The 16876-nt window shown below is 71.3% G+C and carries 16 protein-coding genes; 12 read left to right on the forward strand and 4 right to left on the reverse strand.

What is annotated here, in order from left to right:
* Window positions 1-5: 5 nt before the first annotated feature.
* Complete coding sequence (locus CCN51_RS12490) at window positions 6-1133, reverse strand: MFS transporter (protein ID WP_238545527.1); 1128 nt, start codon at window positions 1131-1133, stop codon at window positions 6-8.
* Window positions 1134-1476: 343 nt separating this feature from the next.
* Here CCN51_RS12490 and CCN51_RS12495 point away from each other — a divergent pair, with 343 nt between their 5' ends.
* From CCN51_RS12495 to CCN51_RS12515, 5 genes are all read left to right on the forward strand, one after another.
* Window positions 1477-2985, forward strand: a complete 1509-nt coding sequence (locus CCN51_RS12495; RefSeq protein WP_055414350.1) for an aminopeptidase P family protein — start codon at window positions 1477-1479, stop codon at window positions 2983-2985.
* 217 nt (window positions 2986-3202) lie between these two features.
* Window positions 3203-3856, forward strand: a complete 654-nt coding sequence (locus CCN51_RS12500) for a peptide deformylase (protein ID WP_014181644.1) — start codon at window positions 3203-3205, stop codon at window positions 3854-3856.
* 194 nt (window positions 3857-4050) lie between these two features.
* On the forward strand, window positions 4051-4806 hold the full coding sequence (locus tag CCN51_RS12505) for a GNAT family N-acetyltransferase (protein ID WP_014181643.1): 756 nt from the start codon (window positions 4051-4053) through the stop codon (window positions 4804-4806).
* Window positions 4807-4916: 110 nt separating this feature from the next.
* Window positions 4917-5672: a lysophospholipid acyltransferase family protein gene (locus tag CCN51_RS12510; RefSeq protein WP_014181642.1), complete on the forward strand. Its 756-nt coding sequence runs from the start codon at window positions 4917-4919 to the stop codon at window positions 5670-5672.
* 240 nt (window positions 5673-5912) lie between these two features.
* A complete protein-coding gene (locus CCN51_RS12515) occupies window positions 5913-6488 on the forward strand; it encodes a helix-turn-helix transcriptional regulator (protein WP_014181641.1) in 576 nt (191 codons plus the stop codon).
* Between the two features lie 105 nt (window positions 6489-6593).
* Here CCN51_RS12515 and CCN51_RS12520 read toward each other — a convergent pair whose 3' ends face one another.
* Window positions 6594-6935: a hypothetical protein gene (locus CCN51_RS12520; RefSeq protein ID WP_014181640.1), complete on the reverse strand. Its 342-nt coding sequence runs from the start codon at window positions 6933-6935 to the stop codon at window positions 6594-6596.
* Window positions 6932-8593, reverse strand: coding sequence for an aa3-type cytochrome oxidase subunit I (gene ctaD / locus CCN51_RS12525; protein ID WP_086859543.1), 1662 nt, complete (start codon window positions 8591-8593; stop codon window positions 6932-6934). The genes CCN51_RS12520 and ctaD overlap by 4 nt, the downstream gene beginning before the upstream one ends.
* Window positions 8594-8697: 104 nt before the next feature.
* Here ctaD and CCN51_RS12530 point away from each other — a divergent pair, with 104 nt between their 5' ends.
* The 6 genes from CCN51_RS12530 to CCN51_RS12555 all read left to right on the forward strand — a co-directional run bounded on the left by CCN51_RS12530 (window position 8698) and on the right by CCN51_RS12555 (window position 15071).
* Window positions 8698-9246 carry an RNA polymerase sigma factor gene (locus CCN51_RS12530; RefSeq protein WP_014181638.1) on the forward strand — a complete coding sequence of 183 codons (549 nt, stop codon included), beginning with the start codon at window positions 8698-8700 and terminating at the stop codon, window positions 9244-9246.
* A complete protein-coding gene (locus CCN51_RS12535) occupies window positions 9243-10214 on the forward strand; it encodes a CU044_5270 family protein (RefSeq protein WP_014181637.1) in 972 nt (323 codons plus the stop codon). Before CCN51_RS12530 ends, CCN51_RS12535 begins: the two co-directional genes overlap by 4 nt.
* Before the next feature lie 64 nt (window positions 10215-10278).
* Window positions 10279-11022 carry a hypothetical protein gene (locus CCN51_RS12540; protein WP_014181636.1) on the forward strand — a complete coding sequence of 248 codons (744 nt, stop codon included), beginning with the start codon at window positions 10279-10281 and terminating at the stop codon, window positions 11020-11022.
* On the forward strand, window positions 11019-11795 hold the full coding sequence (cseB, locus tag CCN51_RS12545; RefSeq protein WP_014181635.1) for a two-component system response regulator CseB: 777 nt from the start codon (window positions 11019-11021) through the stop codon (window positions 11793-11795). The genes CCN51_RS12540 and cseB overlap by 4 nt, the downstream gene beginning before the upstream one ends.
* Window positions 11796-11797: 2 nt before the next feature.
* Entirely contained in the window at window positions 11798-13069 is a 1272-nt protein-coding gene (locus CCN51_RS12550) for a sensor histidine kinase (RefSeq protein ID WP_043488128.1), read from the forward strand.
* A 148-nt stretch (window positions 13070-13217) separates the two neighbouring features.
* Window positions 13218-15071, forward strand: a complete 1854-nt coding sequence (locus CCN51_RS12555; protein ID WP_014181633.1) for a transglycosylase domain-containing protein — start codon at window positions 13218-13220, stop codon at window positions 15069-15071.
* 25 nt (window positions 15072-15096) lie between these two features.
* On the opposite strand, the gene CCN51_RS12560 is transcribed toward CCN51_RS12555, so the two are convergent.
* The gene (locus CCN51_RS12560; protein ID WP_043488125.1) at window positions 15097-15885 is read right to left on the reverse strand and encodes an Fpg/Nei family DNA glycosylase; all 789 of its coding nucleotides are present in this window, start codon (window positions 15883-15885) and stop codon (window positions 15097-15099) included.
* A 210-nt stretch (window positions 15886-16095) separates the two neighbouring features.
* Here CCN51_RS12560 and CCN51_RS12565 point away from each other — a divergent pair.
* Window positions 16096-16876, forward strand: a 781-nt coding sequence (locus tag CCN51_RS12565) for a PP2C family protein-serine/threonine phosphatase (protein ID WP_245881606.1), incomplete at its 3' end; no start/stop codon positions are given.

Consider the following 16876-nt stretch of genomic DNA (forward strand, 5'->3'; position numbering starts at 1 on the left):
TGTTCTCAAACGGTGGTTCCTGAAGCCGCTTCCGGGGCCGGCCTCGTCCTCAGGAGGGCCGGCTGTCCTACGAGGCTCAGCCCCATGGCGAGGATCCCGCCGCCGACCGCCGCCCACGCCGCCTGCTCGAAGCCGCCCGGGTCGGCCAGCCGCCCGCCCACGGCCGTGCCCAGGGCGATGCCGAGGGCCCCGGCGCTGGTGAGCCATGAGAACCCCTCCGACAAGGAGCCCTTGGGGGCCAGCGACTCCAGCAGCGTGCTGCCCGCGATCAGCCCCGGGGAGATCGCCACGCCCGCGACGACGGCGAGGAGGCCCATCACCGGCAAGGAGTCCGCGAAGGCCAGCGGGATCACGCCGAGTGTCAGCACGGAGGTGGTGATCGAGAGCAGCCGGGCCTGTGACAGCCGCCAGTTCACCGCCCCGTAGACCGCCCCGGCGATCAGGCTGCCCACCGCCGTCAGGGACAGGAACACCCCGGCAAGACCGGAGGCCGACCGCTCCTGGGCGAACGCGATCATCGTGACGTCGACCGCACCGAGCAGGAATCCCATCCCCGCGTAGGAGACCATCAGCACCCGCACCCCGGGCACCGCGATCGCCCGCTCGGAGCCGCTGCCCGGGGTCGGCTCGGGGACCGGCTCGGACCGGCGGTGCAGCGCCAGGGCGATGGAGCCGGTCAAGGTCAGCACCGCACAGGCGATCAGGCCCGCGGCCGGGTGCACCGCCGAGGCCAGGGCGGTGGCCAGCAGCGGACCCAGCAGGAAAATCGTCTCGTCCAGCATGGATTCCAGGGCATAGGCCGTCCGCAGCGCTCCCCGGTCGGCCATCGCCGCCCACCGCGCCCGCATGAACGAGGTGAACGAGACCGAGGCACATCCGGTGGCCACCGCCGGGACGATCAACAGCCACAGCGGGGCCTCGAGCAGGATCGCCACCAGCAGCAGCACCATCCCCACCGCATGCGCCAGGCATGCGGTGAGCAGCACCCGCCGCTGGCTGAGCCGGTCGGCCAGCCGCCCCAGCACCGGGCTGGCCACCCCCTGCGAGACCAGCATGGCCGCGGCCACCGTCCCGGCGTCCGCCAGCGACCCGGTGACCGAGGAGATCAGCATCACGCAGCTCAGGGACCGCATGGCGATGGGGAATCGACCGACCATCCCCCAGAACGCCAGCGCGGCGGCGCCCGGCCCCCTCAGCAATCGGAAATAGGACCCAAGCCCGGAATTCGAGCTCGATGTGCCTTCGGACACCCTGCCCCCGTCAGTGTGAAACGGCCATTCCGAAAATTACTGACGATCTCGATCCGGGAAACTCAAGGAACGCCACAGGTTCAGGAACGAATTGTTCCGCACCGACCGTGTCGAACCCTGTTCCCCCGTTCCGCCCGCTCAATACAGCGAATCGTCATAATAGGCGGGCCGTCACCCGGTTGGCCATGGGGAGGCGGTCGTGACCGATTCGACCGAGGAGGCAGTCGTGACCGAGCGGACGTCCGAGAGCCAGGAGCCCGAGCGGGAGCTCCAGGCCCCGGAGGGCCCGGAGGGCGAGCAGTCCGAGACCTTACGGCAGCGCAAGAACAGCCTGAGGCGAGGCGTGAGCGACGAGCTCGCCGAGAACATGACGCAGGGCTGGGCCGACACCGAGCGACACGACCTCGAGCCCATCCCGCAGGCCGCGTACACCGCCCGCCGCCGCGCCGCGCTCTCCGCCCGCTTCCCCGGCGAGCGCCTGGTGATTCCCGCCGGCCGGCTGAAGGTCCGCGCCAATGACACGGACTACCCCTTCCGCCCCTCCTCCGACTACGTCTATCTGACCGGCGACCGGCCCGCTGAGTGCGCTGACGGCGTTCTGGTGCTGGAGCCCCAGGGCGAGGGCGGCCATGCGGCCACCGCGTATCTGCTGCCCCGCTCCGACCGCGAGAACGGCGAGTTCTGGCTCTCGGCGCAGGGCGAGCTGTGGGACGGCAGGCGCAACAGCCTCACCGAGAACGAGAGGCTTCTCGGCCTGCCCTGCAAGGACGTCCGCACGCTGGCCGACGCGCTGAAGGAGGCCACCGGCCCGGTCCGCGTGCTGCGCGGGTACGACGCCGGTGTCGAGGCCGCGTTGCACGACAAGGTGACCGCCGAGCGCGACGAGGAGTTCCGCGTCTTCCTCTCCGAGATGCGCCGGGTCAAGGACGAGTTCGAGATCGCCGATCTGCGCTTCGCCTGCGAGGCCACCGTGCGCGGCTTCGAGGATGTGGTCAAGGCGCTCGAAGCGGCCGAGGCCACCTCCGAGCGCTATATCGAGGGCACGTTCTTCCTGCGCGCCCGCGTCGAGGGCAACGCCGTCGGCTACGCCTCCATCTGCGCCGCCGGCCCGCACGCCACCACGCTCCACTGGGTGCGCAACGACGGCCCGGTCCGCCCCGGCGAACTGCTGCTGCTCGACGCGGGCGTGGAGACCCGCAACCTGTACACCGCGGATGTGACCCGCACCCTGCCCGTCGACGGCCGGTTCACCCCGATCCAGCGCAGGATCTACGACGCGGTGTACGACGCGCAGGAGGCCGGCATCGCCGCCGTCAAGCCCGGCGCCGGCTACCGCGACTTCCACGAGGCCGCCCAGCGGGTGCTCACCGAGCGCCTGGTGGACTGGGGCCTGCTGGGCGATCTGTCGGTGGACAAGGCGCTCGAGCTCGGTTTGCAGCGCCGCTGGACCCTGCACGGCACCGGCCACATGCTCGGCCTCGACGTCCACGACTGCGCCGCGGCCCGTACCGAGATGTACGTCAACGGCACGCTGGAGCCCGGGATGGTGCTCACCGTCGAGCCGGGGCTGTACTTCCAGCCCGACGATCTGACCGTGCCCGAGGAGTACCGCGGTATCGGGGTGCGGATCGAGGACGACATCCTCGTCACGGAGGACGGCACCGAGAACCTGTCGGCCGGCCTGCCCCGGCAGGCGGACGAGGTCGAGGCATGGATGGCCGGTCTGAAGGCCTGACGCAGGTCGTGGGTCGAGGCTGCCGCCCCGCGGCGCACAACGGGGAGAGTCACCAGCGGAGCGGCAGCCGGTCCGAGTCGGCGCGACCCGGCGGAGCCTCCGGAGGCGTGGGTTCCCCGGAGGCTCTGCCGGTGAGTACGGACCCGGACCCCGCATTGTTCAGCCTTCCACCACATTCGGTTTGCCGCGGCGGCCCGGCCCTTGCCAGGCTGTCCCCATGCCGACCGCGCCGCTGCCCGAGCTGATCGACGAACTCCTGGCCAGCCCCCGCCCGTTGCCCATCGTCGCCGCGGGCGTCCCGGTCCTGCGCCGGCCCGCCCTTCCGTACGAGGGGCAGCTGTCCGCCGGGCAACTGGACCGGCTGGTGCGGGCCATGCGGGAGACCATGCAGGCCGCCCCGGGGGTCGGCCTGGCCGCTCCGCAGATCGGCATTCCGCTGCGGATCGCGGTCATCGAGGACCCGGCCGAAGTGAGCGCGGAGGTGCGTGAGGCGCGCGGGCGGGTGCCGCTGCCCTTCCGGGTGCTCGTCAACCCCTCGTACGAGCCGGTGGGCGACCCCGGCCGCCGGGCGGCGTTCTTCGAGGGCTGTCTCAGTGTGCCCGGGTGGCAGGCCGTGGTGGCCCGCCCCGAGCGGATCCGGCTGCGGGGCCAGGACGAGCGGGGGCGCGAGCTCGACGAGGAGTTCGCGGGGTGGCCCGCGCGTATCGTCCAGCACGAGACCGACCACCTCGACGGCACGCTCTACCTCGACCGGGCCGAGACCCGCTCGCTCGCCTCGGCGCGCTCCGTCGCCGAGCTGTGGTCCCAGCCCACCCCCGCCGACGCGGCCCGCGCGCTCGGCTTTCCGCTGCCGGGCTCGGCCGAGCGGTAAACCCCATCTCGGACGACGCGTGGGCGTCGCCCGGGTGGACATCACGTGTGGCGCCCGTCGCGGCACACGTTCGTCATCGTCCGGCAGTCGTCGAATCACCGTCCGGACACTGCCGCGTTCTCGTGCCGGGGCAACACTTGCGAAGCCATTCCAAGCCTTCGCTGGTGCTCGACTCCCCTGAACGGAGAACAGGAATGCATGTGCTCTCGACAACTTCGGTTCCGGCGGACGCCCGCTCCTACGTCACCTCGATCGCGGACACCGAAGAGCAGATCCACGCCGCCCAGCGGCTGCGCTACCAGGTCTTCGGGCAGGAAAAAGGAGCCCGGCTGCACACCGTCGGCGACCGGGACGTGGACGAGTTCGACGAGGTCATGGACCATCTGATCGTCACGGACACCTCGACGGACACCGTGGTCGGCACCTATCGGCTGCTGCCGCCCGGGCGCAGCGAGCGGCTGTACTCGGAGACCGAGTTCGATCTGCGCGGACTCCCGGACGAGATACGTTCGTCGATGGTCGAGGCGGGCCGGGCGTGTGTCCACCCCGACCACCGCTCGGGCGCGGTGATCAATCTGATGTGGGCCGGGCTGGCCCGGTATGTGCTGCTGTCCGGCCACCGCTATCTCGCGGGCTGCGCCTCGGTCCCGCTGGCCGACGGCGGGCAGGCCGCGGCGGACGCCTGGCTGCTGGGCACCACCCGGCACGCCGCGCCCGCCGATGTGCGGGTGCGCCCGCGCGACCCGTGGATGCCCACCCGGACGCTGGTCGCCGAGCCGGGCTATGCCGCGCTGCCGCCGCTGCTGCGCGGCTATCTGCGGGTCGGGGCCTGGATGTGCGGAGCGCCGCAGCACGAGCGGGACTTCGACGACGCCGACTTCTTCGTGCTGCTGGACACGGAGAAGATGAACGACCGCTATCGGCGCTACTTCCTGGGCGAGTCCCGATGACCCTGCCGGTGTCGGCGCCCCCGCATACGGGGGCGCCGAGAGATATGCGGGATACGGGGGCCGCAGGGGCCCCGTGGACCGCCTGGTCACCGTGCAGTACCACCCGCTGTGTGGCGCACGCCGCCGCGCGGGTGCCGGCCTCGCGCGTGGCCGGGCGTGCCGCGTCCTTCGCCCAGGTGGCGGCGGGCGCGCTGCTGCGCGGCAAGCGGCTCGCCGAGCCCGATACGCTGCGGGCCCGCGCCGCGGCGATGCTGGACGCCCTGGACATCCGGCTGGAGGTGCACGGCGGGCCGCTGAGCGCACCGGGCCGCACGGGCACACTGGTCGTCGCCAACCACATCTCGTGGCTGGACATCATCTCCCTGCTCGCCGTGGAGCCGGTGACCATGCTGGCCAAGCGCGAGGTCGGGGAGTGGCCGGTGGTCGGCTCGCTGGTGCGGCGGGCGGGGACGCTGTTCATCGACCGATCCACCCTGCGCGGGCTGCCGGACACCGTCGCGATGGTGTCCGGACAGCTGCGCTCCGGCCGTTCGGTCATGGTCTTCCCGCAAGGCGTCACCTGGTGCGCCGGAACGGGCGGCAACTTCCGGCGGGCCACCTTCCAGTCGGCGATCGACGCGGGGGCACCGATCCGGCCGGTGACCCTGGACTATCTTCAGCACGGAGCGCCGACCACGGTGGCCGCCTTCGTCGGCGAGGACGACTTCGGCAGCTCCGTACGGCGGGTCCTGCGGGCCACCGGGCTGACCGTGCGGATGCGGATACACCAACCGCTGCCGGCCCTGCCGGGCGTGGACGACCGGCGGAGCCTCGCCGCACAGGCCCAGGCGGCCGTATGCGGAGCGGAGTTGTCCGCACACGGCTGATCTCCAACCGAACTCCACTCGGGCAGAAACGGGCGCAAGTCTTTCGGAAACGGTCAGTGGCAATGGGGCGCGACATTGGTATACACCTTGAAGCGGATCTAAACACCCGTCACCAGAATCCACAGCCGTTGCCGATACGACAGAAAGTGGTGACTACCCTTGGCTGCCCACCCCCACACCGCCCAGGTCACCCCCGATCGCCCCAAAGCCCCCCAAGGGGGCGGCCGGTACGCCACCGGTATGGCCACGCTCACCTCCGATCTGCGAGTCCTCGCGGGTGACGACGACTTCTTCCGCCACTTCGGCGGTTCGTCGGCGGAGCTGTGCGGCCGCGATTTGTTCGATCTGCTGCATCCCAGCGCCCCTGCCGTTCTGCGCGAACACTTCTCGCGTCTGCACGACGGGCGGCGCACCCGGTTCACCGAGCGCGTCGTCGGATGCCGCACGGACGGCCAGGTGTTCTCCGGCGATCTGACCGGTACGGCCATCGAGGGCCCCTCGGATCAGCTGTCCGCCATCGTCGTACTGGTCAAGCCGGACGACGAGGCGGTCCTCGGCGAAGCGGCCACGCTGCGGCGGCTGTTGCTCTCCCCACTGGAGGCCCAGATACTCGAAGGCGTGGCCACCGGCGCCTCGACCGTACAGCTGGCCTCCAAGCTCTATCTGAGCAGGCAGGGCATCGAATACCACGTGAGCTCGATGCTACGGAAGCTCAAGGCGCCCAACCGCGCGGCCCTGGTGTCCCGCGCGTACTCGGCGGGCATGCTGACGGTCGGCACCTGGCCGGCCAGAGTGCTCCCGGACTTCGTCAAGTAAGCCCCTCCTGGCGGCACGTCGGGGGCGTGCCGCCGAGGGGGGCTTCGAGGGCTCGGATCGCCCCAGCCACCCGCTGGGAGGTGCCCCCTGCCGGGGCCATATCCCCTATCCCGCGGCGAACGTGGTGGCGACGATGGTCACGACGACCCCGCCGAGCAGGACGGCCACCAGCAGTCGGAGCCGCAGTTGGCGGTAGATCCGCTGGTACTCCGCCTTCAGCTCCTCACCGCGCCGCGCCACCTTGCGCAGGTTCTGTTCGGTGAGGTCCCACTGGTCCTGCGCGTAGAGGCGTTCGACCTCCTCGCGCTGGGCGATGGTCAGCCAGTCCAGCCGGCCCACGAACCGGCGGGCGCGGTCGCAGGCCCGCTCGCGTTCCGCCTGGAGCAGCAGATAGCCCTCCAGTTGGCTGATGCCCATGGCGATATCACCGGGGCGCGACATGCTCATATCACCCGCTCCCGCTCGGCGACCTCGGGGTGGTGCAGATCGAACGCCGGGGATTCGGAGCGGATCCGGGGCAGCTCGGTGAAGTTGTGCCGCGGCGGCGGGCAGGAGGTCGCCCACTCCAGTGAGCGGCCGTAGCCCCACGGATCGTCGGCCTCGACCTTCTCGCCGTACTTGGCGGTCTTCCAGACGTTGTAGAAGAACGGCAGGATCGACAGGCCGAGCACGAAGGAGAAGATCGTCGAGACGGTGTTCAGCGTGGTGAAGCCGTCGGCGGCGAGATAGTCCGGGATCCTGCGGATCATTCCTTCCGTCCCCAGCCAGTGCTGGACGAGGAAGGTGCCGTGGAAGCCGATGAACAGCGTCCAGAAGGTGATCTTGCCCAGGCGCTCATCCAGCATCTTGCCGGTGAACTTGGGCCACCAGAAGTGGAACCCGGCGAACATCGCGAACACGACCGTACCGAAGATCACGTAGTGGAAGTGGGCCACCACGAAGTAGGTGTCCGAGACGTGGAAGTCCATCGGCGGCGAGGCCAGGATGACGCCGGTCAGCCCGCCGAAGACAAACGTGATCAGGAAGCCGACCGCCCACAGCATCGGCGTCTCGAAGCTCAGCGACCCCTTCCACATCGTGCCGATCCAGTTGAAGAACTTCACCCCGGTCGGCACCGCGATCAGGAACGTCATGAAGGAGAAGAACGGCAGCAGCACACCTCCCGTGACGTACATATGGTGTGCCCACACGGTCACCGAGAGGCCCGCGATCGAGATCGTCGCGCCGATCAGCCCGATGTAGCCGAACATCGGCTTGCGTGAGAAGACCGGAATGACCTCGGAGATGATCCCGAAGAACGGCAGCGCGATGATGTACACCTCGGGATGGCCGAAGAACCAGAACAGGTGCTGCCACAGCAGCGCCCCGCCGTTGGCCGCGTCGAAGACATGCGCCCCGAACTGGCGGTCCGCCTCCAGGGCGAACAGCGCGGCGGCAAGGACGGGGAAGGCCAGCAGCACCAGCACACCGGTGAGCAGCACGTTCCAGGTGAAGATCGGCATGCGGAACATCGTCATGCCCGGAGCGCGCATGCAGATGATGGTGGTGATGAAGTTGACCGAGCCGAGGATCGTGCCGAAGCCGGAGAAGGCCAGACCCATGATCCACATATCGGCGCCCACGCCCGGCGAGCGGACCGCGTCCGACAGCGGCGAGTACGCGAACCAGCCGAAGTCCGCCGCGCCCTGCGGGGTGAGGAATCCGCCCACCGCGATCAGCGAGCCGAACAGGTACAGCCAGTAGGCGAACATGTTCAGCCGCGGGAACGCCACATCAGGGGCGCCGATCTGCAGCGGCATGATCCAGTTCGCGAAGCCGGCGAACAGCGGCGTGGCGAACATCAGCAGCATGATCGTGCCATGCATGGTGAACGCCTGGTTGAACTGCTCGTTCGACATGATCTGGTGGCCCGGTCGGGCCAGCTCGGCGCGCATGAACAGCGCCAGGACCCCGCCGAGGCAGAAGAACGCGAACGAGGTGACGAGGTAGAGCGTCCCGATCGTCTTGTGGTCGGTGGTCGTCAGCCACCTCACGGCCGCGGAACCGGGGCTCGGGCGGCGCGTGGGCAGGGGCGCCGGTGCCGCGACGACACTGTTGTTACTCATGTCCGCTAGGTGTCCGGCACCCCTCCCGACCGTCACAGGGGAGGCGGAAAAAGAAAACTTCCCGCGGGTGTGATGATCGAAGGCATGCCGGACACCTACCGGGCATGAGCCCCGACGAAGCCTTCGACACCGCCTACCGTGAGCATTACTGGGCGGTGAGCCGCTTCGTGGCCCGACGGCTGGACGGCCGGTCCGGCGAGGTCGAGGAAGTCGTCGCGGAGGTGTTCGCCATCGCCTGGCGCCGCCGCCGCGAGCTGCCCGAGTCGCCCTTGCCCTGGCTGTACGGGGTGGCGCGCAACTGCCTGGCCAACGCCGTACGCGGGCGCGGCCGGTACCGCAGGCTGCTCGCCAAACTCGGCCATCACGAGGTGACGGGCGGTCGGCGCACCGTGCCGAGCCCGGACGCCGAGCGGCCGGGCTCCTGGGTGCTGGAGGCTCTGGACCGGCTCACCGAGGCCGACCAGGAGGTGCTGAAGCTGACGGCGTGGGAGGAGCTGACCGTCGAGGAGCTGGCCACCGTTCTGGGATGCGGCCGGTCGGCCGCGGCCATGCGGCTGCACCGGGCCCGGCAGCGGCTGCGGACGCAGATCGACACGGTGCGCGGGGCCGTCCCGGTACCGGCGCGGACGAGCACGAAGGATGAACGGAAATGACCGACGAACTCGACCTGCTCCGCGGCGCCGACCCCGTCCCCGCCGACGCCGAGCGCTGGCGGGACCGGCCGCTGGACTTCGAGGGCGAGCGGCGGCTGCGGCAGCTGGTGTCCGGGGCCCGGCGCCGCCGTACGGTCCGGCGGGTCGTCATGGGCGTGGCCACGGCGACGGCGGGCGCGGTGGTCGCCATCGCCCTGACCGTATCGGGCCCGGCCTCCTCCCCGGCCGTGGCCGCCCCGGTGGCGCTGCGGCCGCACACCTCCGCCGCCGATGTATCACTCGCGGACATCGCCCGCCGGGCCCGGGCCGCGGCGGCCGCCGAGCCCGGGAAGTCGGTGCGCGGCAGCCATGTCCAGGACTGGTCGCTTGGCCTGGAGTCGGGCAAGGACGCGGTGACGGTCCCCCAGGAGACGCTGACCCGCTGGAACGCGGACGGCAGCGGCTCGCTGCTCGTGGTCGCCACCGACCCCCGCCACCCGGGGCGCCCGGTCATCGACGACGGCGATCCGCCCCGTACGGTCCACGACGGCAAGGTGGTGCGCCGGGAGAGCTACCCGCCGGGCATCGACGGCGCGAACCAGAGCTACTTCGAGCCGCCGCCGGCCGGCGCCGCCGCGCTGCGCGACTATCTCGCCGTCTGGCACCCGGACGCGGACCGCGACCCGGGCGAACTGCTGGGCGCGGTCCAGGACTTCCTCCGGGTGTGGACCCCCGGCCCGCGCGAGATCGCGAACCTGGCCACCCTGCTCTCCCGCGACGCGGGCCTGCGCCCGGCCGGGCGGGTCACCGACCGGATGGGCCGGGAGGGGCAGGCGTTCGTACGCACCACCGCCGGGTTGCAGCAGATGGTCGTCCTCGACCCGGACGACGGGAGGGTCCTCGACATGGAGGAGACCGGCACCCGCGACGACCCCGAGTACCGGCTCAAGGCGGGCGATGTGCTCTCGTACACGGCCTGGCTGTCCTGAACGCTCACCTCGACGCAGCGCACAACATCCGCGCGGCGCAGGGGTGTCATAGGGTGATCGGCCTATGCACTCCTCAGTCTCCCAGCGGCGGGCGCGGCTCCTGCTGCCCGCGCTCGTCGCCGCCGGTGCGGCCGTGGGGATCGCGGGCTGTGCGTCGGGGACCGGTGCCCAGGACGACGGCGCCGCGCCCCGGCTGTCCCCGCCCACCAGCGCCGTACCGCTGTGGCCCGGCTTCACGCCGCCGTCCACGCCCGAACAGGTGGGTCCGGCCCCCGGCTTCGTCCGCTATCTTCCCGTCGACGGCGTATCCGCGCCCGCCGACGGGCTGGCGGGGGTGTCCCCGAAGCGGCTGCTGGACAACGACCCCAATGTGGCGAAGGTGCTCCAGGGCACCCTGTCCGGGTGTCCGGGCGCCCACTGCCCGCTGCGCAAGCCGGTGCTGCGCGATCTGACCGGTGACGGCCGGGACGAGCTGGTGGCCGCGGTCGATCTGCCCGAGTTCCAGCGGACGCTGGTCCAGGTGTACCGGGCGACGGGCCGGACCGTCAGACCGGTGCTGATCTACTGGGGCCAACTGGGCGTCACCGGCGAGACGTACGGCCGTGACCTGATCATCACCTCGACCGGCGACGACGGCCGGATCACCGTGCGCTTCCGCTGGAACGGCGAGGTCATGGCCGCCGTCACCCCGCGCGGCGCCTCCAGCACCCCGGAGGTCGCGGAGACCGTCCCCGCCGCCCCGGACGTCGCGGAGACCGTCCCCGGCGGTGTGCCGGCCGAGACCGCCGAGCCGAAGAGGACGCCATGACCCCCGCCTTCCCACCGCCCGCGGCCGCCGAACCGGGCCCCGTCGCGCCCGGCCCCGCCACCGAGGCCCACCTTCTCCTCGTCGAGGACGACGAGGTGATCCGCAATACGGTCCGGATGCTCCTGGAGCGGTACGGCTTCACCGTGTCCACCGCGGGGGACGGTCTCACCGGCCTGGAGCTCTTCCGCGAGCGCCGGCCCGACCTGCTGCTGCTGGACGTCATGCTCCCCGAACTGGACGGCATCGGGCTGTGCCGCAGGGTCCGCGAGCTGAGCCTGGCCCCGATCCTGATGATGTCCGCCCGCGGCGACGCCCTGGACGTGGTCTCCGGCCTGGAGGCGGGAGCGGACGACTATGTGGTCAAGCCGTGTGAGAGCGCGGTGCTGGTGGCCCGTATCCGCTCGCTGCTGCGCCGCGCCTCCTTCGCCCCCGTGCAGCGCGGCGCGCCCGGCGGAGCGGAGTGCGAGACGGCCGAGGAGGACGAGCCGGCGACGCTCGCCTTCGGCGATCTGACCATCGACCCCCGCGGGATGGAAGTGCGCCGCGCGGGCCGGCTCCTGGCCCTGACGCCGACCGAGCTGCGGATGCTGCTGGAGTTCGCGGCCTCGCCCGGCGTCGTACTGGAGCGCCGTACGCTGCTCAGCCGGGTGTGGGACCACGCCTGGCACGGGGACACCCGCGTGGTCGACCTCCATGTCCAGCGGCTGCGGGCGAAGATAGGCGCGGAACGGATCGAGACGGTCCGCGGCTTCGGCTACAAGCTGCGGCGCTGACGATGGCGCTGAGATGGCGGATAGCCGCTCTGGTGGCGGCGGCCGCCTGTGCGGTGGCCGCGGCGGTCGGCGTACTGGTGCACCGCGCCTCACAGGAGCGCGAGCTGTCGCAGGCGCGGGACGCCGCCCGCACCACGCTGGAGCGGGCCGCCGTCGTCTACGCCCGCACCGGCGGGGTCGAGGGCTCCGGGGCCGCGCTGGACGCTCCCGGGCTCCCGGGCGGGCTGCGCTCCCTGGTACGCAAGGGGCACCAGGGCACCGAGTTCACCACCGGGCCCGGTGGGCCCGCGATGTGGGCCGCCAGACCCGCCGACGACCAGGTCCTGTCGGTCCGCGTGGACCTGGACACCTCCATGCGGGACATCAGCGCGCTCGACACCAACATCGTGCTGGCCGGTCTGATCGCCGCCGCCGTGGTGCTGCCGCTCGGGGTGGTGACCGCCGGGCGGATGAGCCGGCGGCTGCGCGCCGCGGCGGCGACCGCGCGCCGAATCGCCGCCGGTGACCTGGACGCCCGTATCTCGGCCGGTGCCCGCCCGCACGACGAGATCGCGGAGATCTCCGGGGCCGTGGACTCGATGGCGGCAGCGCTCCAGGAACGGCTGCTCCGAGAGCAGCGGTTCACCGCCGATGTGGCCCATGAGCTGCGCACCCCGCTGATGGGTCTGGTGACCGCCGCCGAGCTGCTGCCGCCGGGCGAGGCCGCCGGGTATGTACGGGACCGGGTACGGGTGCTGAGCACGCTGGTCGAGGACCTGCTGGAGATCTCCCGGCTGGACGCCGGCGCGGAACGGGCCGATCTGTCGCCCTGCCCCCTTGGGCTCCTGCTGACCGACGCCGTCGCCCGCACCGCCCTGGACGTACGGCTGGGCACCGCTCAAGGTACGGAAGAGGGCGCCGGGGACGGGCCGACGGTGTGGACGGACCCGCGGCGGATGGAGCGGATCGTGGCCAATCTGGTCCTCAACGCCCATCGGCACGGCCGCGCCCCGGTCGAGGTGACGGTGGACCCGGGAGGCAGGACCGTGACCGTACGCGACCACGGCCCCGGCTACCCGGACGATCTGCTGCGGGACGGTCCGCAGCGGTTCCGTACCGGGGCGCGGGAGCGCGGCCGGGGCCATGGCCTGGGGCTGACCATCGCGCTGGGCCAGGCGGAGGTCATCGGCGCCGAGCTGACGTTCCGCAACGCGCCGGGGGGCGGGGCGGTGGCCACGCTGCGCCTCCCCGCGGGCCCCGAAGCGGCGCCGATACACGCACCGATACACGACTGATACACCGCCGAGCGGTATTCGAGGCCCGGCCGAGCCGGGGCCGATACCGGGCTTTGCGGTTTTGAAGATCTTCGCTGTCGAGGATGGCGCCGCCCGCGAATATCTCGCGGGGCTCGACGGAGGTGCACCCGGTATGACAGGTCCGCGTATGGCGTTACGCACTCGGCGCGAGCCGGACGGCGCGGCGGCCCGCGAGGAGACGGCCGGGGTCCCGGAACGGACGAGAAGGAGAGCGAAACGGGGAACACAGGGGAAGTGGGGGAAGCGGGGCAACGGGGTCAAGCGGACCGGTCTGCGGCGCTTCTTCACCTGGCGCAGGATCCTGGTCTACTTCATCGCGCTGTGCGCACTGCTGGTCGGGGCCTTCGCGCTCCTCTACTACCTCATCGACATCCCCAAGGCCAACGCCCTGGCGAAGGCCGAGGCCAACGTCTACAAGTACAGCGACGGAACGGTGCTGGCCCGCACGGGCGACATCAACCGCGAGTCGGTCCCCTTGAACAGGGTGCCGAAAGCCGTGCAGCACGCGTTTGTCGCGGCCGAGAACAAGACCTTCTACGACGACCCGGGCATCGATCCGGTGGGCGTCGTCCGCGGCCTGGTCAACACCGTGACCGGGAAGGGCACCCAGGGCGGCTCGACGATCACCCAGCAGTACGTCAAGAACTACTACCTCAGCCAGGAGCAGACCGTCACCCGCAAGGTGAAGGAGCTGATCATCTCCCTCAAGGTGGACCAGCGGAACTCCAAGGACGACATCCTCGCGGGCTATCTGAACACCAGCTACTTCGGGCGGGTGGCCTATGGCGTCCAGGCCGCGGCCCGGGCGTACTACGACAAGGACGTCGAGAAGCTGACGGTCGCCGAGGGCGCCTATCTCGCGGCGCTGGTGCAGGCCCCCAGCCAGTACGACTGGGCGGTCGCGACGCCCGCGGCGCAGCGGTTGGTGACCCGGCGCTGGAACTACGTCCTGGACAACATGGTCGACATGGGCTGGCTGGACGCGGGCGAGCGGCGGGCCCTGCGCTTCCCGGTGCCGATCGCCCCACAGCCCGCCCAGGGCCTGGGCGGACAGGCCGGCTATCTGGTGGACGCCGCGCGGAACGAACTCATCGCCGCCGGAGTCAGCGACCAGGAGCTGGCCGCGGGCGGCTGGACGATCACCCTCAACATCGACCCGGACAAGCAGCGGGCCCTGGAGCGCGCGATGAAGCCGGCGCTGCGCGACGCGGACACACAGGGCGCGGCGGCCTCGGTGGACCCCGCGAGCGGCCGGGTGCTGGCGCTGTACGGCGGCCGGGACTACACCAAGCACTACCTCAGCAACGCGACCCGCGCCGACTACCAGGTGGGGCCGGTCTTTCTGCCGGTGGTGACCGCCACCGCGATGGAGAACAAGCAGGGGCGAAAGGGCGGCCGGACGGAGGTGAAGGACATCGCGACGGCCCTCGGCCTGCCCCCGGACACCACCGGCCTCACCAACCCGATGACGGTCACGCTGGGCCTGGCGGGCGCGAGTCCGCTGCGGATGGCCGGTGTTTACGCCACGGTCGACAGCCACGGCAAGCGCGTCACGCCGACCATCGTGAAGTCCGCGCGGCGCGGTGACGAGACGGCCGGGCCGCCGGGGGCCGTCGGCGACCAGGCACTCACCCGCGCGACCGCCGACTTCCTCACCGCCGACCTCGTGAAGAACGACGAGGGACCACGGGCGGCGCGCACCCTCGCCCGGCCCGCCGCGGGCATCTCCGGCACCTCCGACGACAAGAAGGCTGCCTGGTACGTCGGCTACACCCCCGACCTGGTCACGACGGTCGCCTTCTTCGGCGAGGGCGCGAAGAGCCGGAAGCAGATCCGGCTGAAGGACACCGGGACCGACTTTCCCGAGAAGGTCTGGAGCGTCTATATGCGGGAGGCGCTGCGCTCCACGCCCGCGTCCGGGTTCGACCTGGAGGAGGCATTTCCCGCGGTGGCGGAGCCGGATCCGGTGTTCCGGCGCTGATCCCGTGCCCCCGCGCCGGCGCCCGTCATGCCCCGCCCGGCTGGCAGTGGGGGCACCAGGCGGTGGTCCGCCCGGCCATCCGGCTGCGGCGCAGCGGGCCGCCGCACCTCGGGCAGTGCGGGTCGGGGTCGTCGCGGCGGCCGGTGAGCCAGGAGGGGCTGGTGGGCACGTGTCCGGCCTGGACCGAGGTGAGCAGCACACCGCGCATCGCACGCTCCAGCCGGGTGCGTTCCTCGGGGGTCAGCTCGTCGGTCCGCCGCGCCGGGTTGATGCCGGCGCGCCACAGGATCTCGTCGCCGAGGAGATTGCCGAGCCCGGCGACGACGGACTGGTCGGTGAGGGTCGCCTTGACCCGTCCGTGCCGCCCCGCCAGCCGCTTGTCGAGTTCGGCGCGGCTGACGGACAGCGCGTCCGGGCCCTGGTCGCCCAGGATCCGGTCGAGGTCGGCGTCGGTGGCGGCCAGCCACAGGCCGCGCAGTTTGCGCTGGTCCCGGTAGCGGAGGTCGTGGCCGTCGTCGAGGACGATGGTGACGCGGTCGTGCGGATGGGGCGGGTCATCGTGCGCATGGCACGTCAGGTCTCCGGTCATCCCGAAGTGCAGGAGTACGGTGGGACCGTCGGTGCGGGCGATCAGCCATTTGCCGTGCCGCTCCGGTGGATCGAAGCGGCGGCCGGTCAGCTCTCGCCGCAGCCGCTGAGCTGTCACCCCGCGCAGCACCCCGGCGTCGCTCACCTCGACGCGCTCCACCCGGCGGCCCTCCGCAGAGGAGGCCAAAACCCGCCGAAAACCCTCTACATCCGGCAGTTCAGGCATAGCGCAACATTACGCCCGAATGGCCGACCTCACCCCTTAAGACACAGGACATGACACGGGGCCGCCGCACGCCACCCGCCTCCCATGGTTCACTGCTTTTACCGCCCGTTAACAGCTGAACGTGCCGTAATCAGATTAAAGTAGCCGGTTATGCGATTCTTCCGCTCTTCAGCGGACCGAGGAGCCTACGGCCACAGCCGTAAGCTCTTCGTGATTGCCCGGTGCCTGCCCTTCGCGGCCCTGGCGGCCGTGGTGACGATCGAACTGTCACCGGTGCACGTGGTGTACACGGGCCCCCTGCTGTCCCCCGCTCCGGCGCTGGCCGCGGTGACCATGGGGCCGCTGGGCACCGGCGCCGTGGCCGGTCTTGCCCTGCTGGTGAGCTCGACCACCGCGACGGTGAACCACGCCTGGGGCACCCAGCAGGTGTACGCGAACATGGCCGCGCTGCTGCTGGTGGCGATCGCGAGCGTGGTGAGCAGCGCCGTACGGGTCCGCAGAACGCGTGAGCTGACGCAGGTGCGGCGGATCGCCGAGGTCTCGCAGAACGTGGTGCTGCGCCCGCTGCCCACCCGGATGGGCGTGGTGATGGCCGCCAGCGTGTATCTGGCGGCCGAGCGGGGAGCGCAGATCGGCGGCGATCTCTACGAGGCGATGACCACCCGGTTCGGGGTGCGTCTGATCGTCGGGGACGTACGGGGCAAGGGGCTGGCGGCCGTGCGGTCGGCCGCCGCGGTGCTGGGCGCCTTCCGCGAGGCGGTGCACTACGAACGCGACCTGGCCGAGGTCATGCACCGCTGCGCGGCCGCGCTGCAGCGGGAGTACGCGCTGCTGGACCGGACGACCGATCCGCGGCACTGGGAGGAACAGGCCGAGCAGTTCGTCACCGTACTGCTGGCGCAGGTGCCGGACGATGCGACGATCCAGCTGATCAACCGCGGCCATCCGCCGCCGCTGATCGTCCAGGGCGGCTGTGTACGGACCCTCGACC

Source organism: Streptomyces milbemycinicus (assembly GCF_002154605.1).
In the GTDB taxonomy this organism is placed as follows: Bacteria; Actinomycetota; Actinomycetes; order Streptomycetales; family Streptomycetaceae; genus Streptomyces; species Streptomyces milbemycinicus.

Excerpts from the sequence above, each read along its gene's own strand:
- CCN51_RS12530 (WP_014181638.1), top strand. The coding sequence starts at position 8,698 with ATGAGCCCCGACGAAGCCTTCGACACCGCCTACCGTGAGCATTACTGG.
- CCN51_RS12535 (WP_014181637.1), top strand. The coding sequence starts at position 9,243 with ATGACCGACGAACTCGACCTGCTCCGCGGCGCCGACCCCGTCCCCGCC.
- CCN51_RS12515 (WP_014181641.1), top strand. The coding sequence starts at position 5,913 with ATGGCCACGCTCACCTCCGATCTGCGAGTCCTCGCGGGTGACGACGAC.
- CCN51_RS12500 (WP_014181644.1), top strand. The coding sequence starts at position 3,203 with ATGCCGACCGCGCCGCTGCCCGAGCTGATCGACGAACTCCTGGCCAGC.
- CCN51_RS12555 (WP_014181633.1), top strand. The coding sequence starts at position 13,218 with ATGGCGTTACGCACTCGGCGCGAGCCGGACGGCGCGGCGGCCCGCGAG.
- CCN51_RS12560 (WP_043488125.1), bottom strand. The coding sequence starts at position 15,885 with ATGCCTGAACTGCCGGATGTAGAGGGTTTTCGGCGGGTTTTGGCCTCC.
- ctaD (WP_086859543.1), bottom strand. The coding sequence starts at position 8,593 with ATGAGTAACAACAGTGTCGTCGCGGCACCGGCGCCCCTGCCCACGCGC.
- CCN51_RS12505 (WP_014181643.1), top strand. The coding sequence starts at position 4,051 with ATGCATGTGCTCTCGACAACTTCGGTTCCGGCGGACGCCCGCTCCTAC.
- CCN51_RS12540 (WP_014181636.1), top strand. The coding sequence starts at position 10,279 with ATGCACTCCTCAGTCTCCCAGCGGCGGGCGCGGCTCCTGCTGCCCGCG.
- CCN51_RS12550 (WP_043488128.1), top strand. The coding sequence starts at position 11,798 with ATGGCGCTGAGATGGCGGATAGCCGCTCTGGTGGCGGCGGCCGCCTGT.
- cseB (WP_014181635.1), top strand. The coding sequence starts at position 11,019 with ATGACCCCCGCCTTCCCACCGCCCGCGGCCGCCGAACCGGGCCCCGTC.
- CCN51_RS12520 (WP_014181640.1), bottom strand. The coding sequence starts at position 6,935 with ATGAGCATGTCGCGCCCCGGTGATATCGCCATGGGCATCAGCCAACTG.
- CCN51_RS12490 (WP_238545527.1), bottom strand. The coding sequence starts at position 1,133 with ATGCGGTCCCTGAGCTGCGTGATGCTGATCTCCTCGGTCACCGGGTCG.